This is a genomic window from Rhodomicrobium udaipurense JA643 (assembly GCF_000636015.1).
GTDB classification, from domain to species: Bacteria; Pseudomonadota; Alphaproteobacteria; order Rhizobiales; family Rhodomicrobiaceae; genus Rhodomicrobium; species Rhodomicrobium udaipurense.
The window spans coordinates 1-4,549 of the sequence record NZ_JFZJ01000180.1 but is presented as its reverse complement, the minus strand read 5'-3'; the positions used below and the strand labels follow the sequence as shown (position 1 = coordinate 4,549).

General features: G+C 63.5%; 6 protein-coding genes. 1 reads left to right on the top strand and 5 read right to left on the bottom strand.

The window, feature by feature from the left end; translation table 11 throughout:
• Window positions 1–570: helix-turn-helix transcriptional regulator (locus T281_RS19200; RefSeq protein WP_162173203.1), on the top strand; the 570-nt coding region annotated here is incomplete at its 5' end.
• A 34-nt stretch (window positions 571–604) separates the two neighbouring features.
• Here the strand turns inward: T281_RS19200 and dnaQ are convergent.
• Genes dnaQ through T281_RS16280 form a run of 5 tightly spaced genes read right to left on the bottom strand, consistent with a single transcriptional unit; the run spans window position 605 to window position 4,368 of the window.
• Window positions 605–1,330 (bottom strand): DNA polymerase III subunit epsilon, encoded by a 726-nt coding sequence (dnaQ, locus tag T281_RS16300; RefSeq protein WP_037241960.1) that lies wholly within the window; start codon window positions 1,328–1,330, stop codon window positions 605–607.
• A 25-nt stretch (window positions 1,331–1,355) separates the two neighbouring features.
• Window positions 1,356–1,982 (bottom strand): dephospho-CoA kinase, encoded by a 627-nt coding sequence (gene coaE / locus T281_RS16295; RefSeq protein ID WP_037241958.1) that lies wholly within the window; start codon window positions 1,980–1,982, stop codon window positions 1,356–1,358.
• Window positions 1,979–2,815, bottom strand: coding sequence for a shikimate dehydrogenase (locus T281_RS16290; protein WP_037241956.1), 837 nt, complete (start codon window positions 2,813–2,815; stop codon window positions 1,979–1,981). The genes coaE and T281_RS16290 overlap by 4 nt, the downstream gene beginning before the upstream one ends.
• Window positions 2,816–2,825: 10 nt before the next feature.
• Window positions 2,826–3,428 carry a Maf family protein gene (locus tag T281_RS16285; protein ID WP_037241953.1) on the bottom strand — a complete coding sequence of 201 codons (603 nt, stop codon included), beginning with the start codon at window positions 3,426–3,428 and terminating at the stop codon, window positions 2,826–2,828.
• Between the two features lie 52 nt (window positions 3,429–3,480).
• Complete coding sequence (locus T281_RS16280; RefSeq protein WP_081796867.1) at window positions 3,481–4,368, bottom strand: pyruvate, water dikinase regulatory protein; 888 nt, start codon at window positions 4,366–4,368, stop codon at window positions 3,481–3,483.
• Window positions 4,369–4,549: the final 181 nt, after the last annotated feature.

Sequence of the window (4,549 nt, the reverse complement as noted above, 5' to 3'; positions counted from 1 at the left end):
GAGCAGGCGCTGGACAGGCTCGGCCAGGCGGTGGTGGTTCTCTCCGAAGACCGGAAGGTTTGCTACGAGAATGACGCAGCGCGTCGGCTTTTCCGCCATGGCGATGCCCTGCGCGTTGTGCACCAACGGCTGGCGGCGGTAAGTCCCATTATCGACGCTCGTCTGGGCGAGGCGGTGCGAGCCGCGCTCGCACTCAATGGCAGACGAGGCGATACCGTTACGGTGCCACGGGAAAACGGGTCGCACCCTCTAATTGTCAGGATTATGCCGTTCGGTCAAAGTTCCGATTTCCCCTTCGGGATCGGGACGCGCGCGATTGTGCTGATCACCGATCCTGAGGCGCCAGTGGAAGACGCAGCAAACGACGCGATGGCCGCGTTCGGTCTGACGCCAGCCGAAAAGCGGCTGGTTCACGAGCTTCTTGCGGGGCACAATTTGCAGGAATCCGCCGAAATCCTGAACATCACCCGCGCGACGAGCCGTAACAGGCTGGCGCATATCATGTCCAAGACCGGCACGCATCGACAGAGTGAATTGATCCAGCTCATTTTGCGCGCCACGATCGGCTAAGCCACCACAGCCAGCGCCCGACTAAATGCCGCACTCAAGCCGCTGTCTGCACCGGCTCGGCCGGAAGCGCATCGCCATAGCGCTTCCAGATCGCCTTGTCGCCGAGCGACGCAACAAAGGCGGCATGCGCGGCGGCTTCCTCTGCCGTAAGCCGCGACGGCAACGGCTTCAGCCGCACCTGCACCGCCGCAGCCTGGCCCGCGACCGTAACCTCCGCCGAGCGCGCGCCGAGATCGAGCCCCGCCTGCTCCGCTCCGATAAGCCGCAGATACACATCCGCCAGCAACTCGCTATCGAGCAACGCGCCGTGCTTCGTGCGTGTGGAGTTGTCGATACCGTAGCGGCGGCACAGCGCGTCGAGGTTGTTCGGGCTGCCGGGGTGCTTGCGGCGGGCGAGCGCGAGCGTGTCCGTCACGCGCTCCATGGAGATCGGGGGCGGATAGCCGAGTTTCTGAAACTCGAAGTTCAAAAAGCCGACGTCGAACGACGCGTTGTGGATAATAAGGCGCGCGCCTTCCAGCACCTTGACAATGTCGGGCGCGATCGCGCCGAACAGCGGCTTGTCGGCGAGGAAGCCGTCGGTCAGGCCGTGAATTGCGGTGGCTTCCCTCGGCACCGAACGCTCGGGATTGAAATACCAGTGCCAGAAAACGCCGGTCGGGATGTAATTGTGCAGTTCGACGCAGGCGAGTTCGATGATGCGGTGACCGTCCTTCGGATCGAGCCCGGTCGTCTCGGTATCGAGGACAAGTTCGCGCATGGTCGCAGATTGGCCCTTCGATGCGTCAGATGTCTTGAAGAGCGGCCCAGCGCTGATAAGCCAGCGGCGGCCGCGTGACGATATCCTTCAAGATTGCATCGATTTGGCGGCGGCTGTCCTCAAGCCCCGCGCCCGTATCCACAACGAAATCCGCCCGTGCGCGCTTCTCTGCGTCGGGCATCTGCCTCGCATTGATTGCTTCGAGCTTCTCGATGGTCATGCCGGGGCGGTCGAGCAGTCGCTCGCGCTGCGCCTCCGCCGACGCGCTCACCACGATGACGGCATCGAACAGATCGCCCGCGCCCGTCTCGAACAGGAGCGGGATTTCGAGGATCGAGAGCGGCGTGCCCTTGTCCTGCTCGGCGAGAAGGAAGCGCCATTCCGCCGCGCGTACGAGCGGGTGCACGATGGCCTCAAGCCGCTTCATCGCTTCGGGCGAGCCGAGAACGCGCGCACCCAGCGCCGCGCGGTCGACCACACCGCCCGCCGTCGTGCCGGGAAAAGCGGCCTCGATCAGCGGCACGGCCGCGCCCGCGTAAAGCTCATGCACCACGCGGTCGGCGTCGAGCACGGGGATGCCGAGCCCGCGCAGATAAGCCGCGGCCGTACTTTTTCCCATGCCGATTGAACCCGTCAGCCCGATGACGATCATGCGCTTGCCTCCCGTGCCGCGATGGCTTCGAGCGCCGCCGCGCGAAGCTCCGGCGTGACGCGCGGCCGCACGCCGAACCACCGCTCGAAGCCCGGCGCGGCCTGATGCAGCAGCATGCCGAGACCGTCCACCGCGCGAAGGCCGCGTGCGCGCGCCTGCGCCAGAAGCGGCGTTTCGAGCGGTGTATAGACGATGTCGCTCACGGTCGCGGCGGCGGCCACCGGCGACAGGTCGATGTCGAGCGGCGGCTGGCCCTTCATGCCGAGCGTCGAGGTGTTGACGATGAAACGCGCGCCGTCGAGCGCCGCCGGAAGGTCGCTCAGCGCGAAGCTTGTCGCGGGCGGAAACTCGGCGGCCAGCGCGTCGGCGGTCGCCTTCGTGCGGTTGACGATGCGGATATCGGCGAAGCCGCGCTCGATCAGCGCCCAAACGATGGCCCGCGCCGCACCGCCCGCGCCGATCACCACCGCCGCGCCCGACTTGTCCCAGTCGGGTGCCCGCTCGTCGAGATTGGCCAGAAAACCAAAGGCGTCCGTGTTCGCGCCGTGAAGTTTTCCACCATCGAGCCACAGCGTATTCACAGCGCCGATGGCTTCCGCCGCCGCGTCGCGCATCTCGGCAAGTCGGAACGCCTCAAGCTTGTGCGGCACGGTGACGTTGCCGCCGGAAAGCCCCGCCGCCGCGAACCCGCGAACGAAATCCGCGAAATCCTTCGGCTCGACCGCCGCCTTGCCATACTCGCCCGCGATGCCGTGTTCGCGCAGCCAGAAGCCGTGGATCACGGGTGAAAGCGAATGCGATATCGGCCAGCCGATCACACAGGCGCGTTTCATGGCCGCCCTCCTACCTCTTCAGCACCGAAATGCGGCGAAGCTCCTCAAGCAGCGGAACGATGGGCATGCCGAGGATGGTGAAATAGTCGCCCTTCACTTCGGAGAAGAGATGAATGCCGAGCCCCTCGATATGATATGCGCCGACGGATGTCTGCACGCCCTCGCCCGCCGTTTCCATATACCAGTCGAGGAAGTCGTCGGTGAAATCGCGCATCGTGAGCGTCGCCGTGTCGACGAATTGCGCGACATGCCCGCGATGCAGAAGCACCGCCGCCGAGTGAAGCTGATGCTGGCGGCCGCGAAGCTTCAGGAGCTGGCCGCGCGCCTCTTCCTGGCTCCTCGGTTTCTGCAAGATTTCGTTGCCGACCGCGAGCACCTGATCGGCGCCGATGACGATCGCGCCCGGCTCCGCTTCGAGCACGTTGTCCGCCTTCAGCCGCGCAAGCGCGAGCGCCACATCGGGCGGCGCGATGTTGCGGGCGAAGTGCTTGTGCTCCTCCGCCTCGTCGACCATCGAAGGTTGCGTATGAAAGCGCAGCCCCGCGCTCGCAAGGATTGCCGCGCGCGTCGGGCTCGCGGAAGCGAGGATGATTTCAGGATAATCCGATTGCATGCGCCGATTAGGTACCTTTTCCGAAATCCTGCCTGAGCGAAGCGCTCTTTTTCTAGCTACGGTTACCCTCGTAGATCGCGATGATCTGAGCGGCAGTTTCCTCAATCGATTTTCTCGTCACATCAACAAACTGCCAGCGATTTTGCGAGCAAAGCCGCTTCGTGAACGCTATTTCGTTCTTTATAACATCGGTATCGACGTAATCTTCAAAATTGTTGCTGTTCAGAGCAAGCAACCTGTTGCGCCTGATCTCCGAAAGCCGTTCCGCGCTTGCGACGAGGCCGATGACGAAGGCATTCTTGAGGCTCGTGAGGTTTGGCGGCGGCGGGATGTTCGGCACGAGAGAGACGTTCGCTGTCTTGTAGCCGCGGTTTGCCAGATAGATGCTTGTCGGCGTTTTCGAGGTGCGGCTTGCGCCCACGAGCACGATGTCGGCCTTGTCGAGATCGTCCGTGCGTTGGCTGTCGTCATGCGCGAGCGTGTAGTTCATCGCCTCGATGCGGCGGAAATAATCGGCGTCGAGCGTGTGCTGCGCCGCGACGACCGGGCGGGACGGCATCTTCAGATAATCCTCGAACGCCTTCAGAACGGGCCGGAGCACCGGCACGCACGGCACGCCAAGCTCATCGCAGCGCTTTTCCAGAAGCTCCGCCAAATGGGGATTTGCGAGCGTGAACAGAACGATACCCGGCGAAGCCTCGATATGCTGCAACACGACGGCAAGTTGACGCGGGTTGCGCACGAGCGGGTGCATGTGCCGGTTCGGTTTGGCACCCGGAAGACGCACCACCGCCGCCTTCGCCATGGTCGTCAATGTCTCTCCGGAAGCGTCGGAGACGAGATGAAGATGGAAGTGCTTTGCGGCGGGTATAGCTGTTAATTCCGGGGATGAAGCGGCCTTTTCGCCGTCTTGCTCGGGCTTGGCATTTTCCGGGGCCATTGAGTCCTCCACGCCAATTAAAAAAGAACGCACAGCTCGTGACGCTCTGGAAAAAAAGCCCTTGGTTCTTACCCGGCCCGCGACCTGCGCTGAGTCTTCACAGGTTGTTCCCTACGTTATTCATTGCTGAGAGGGGCAAAGCAAGGCTAAAGAGCAAGGATGAAAGCCCCCGCGAGCGCGA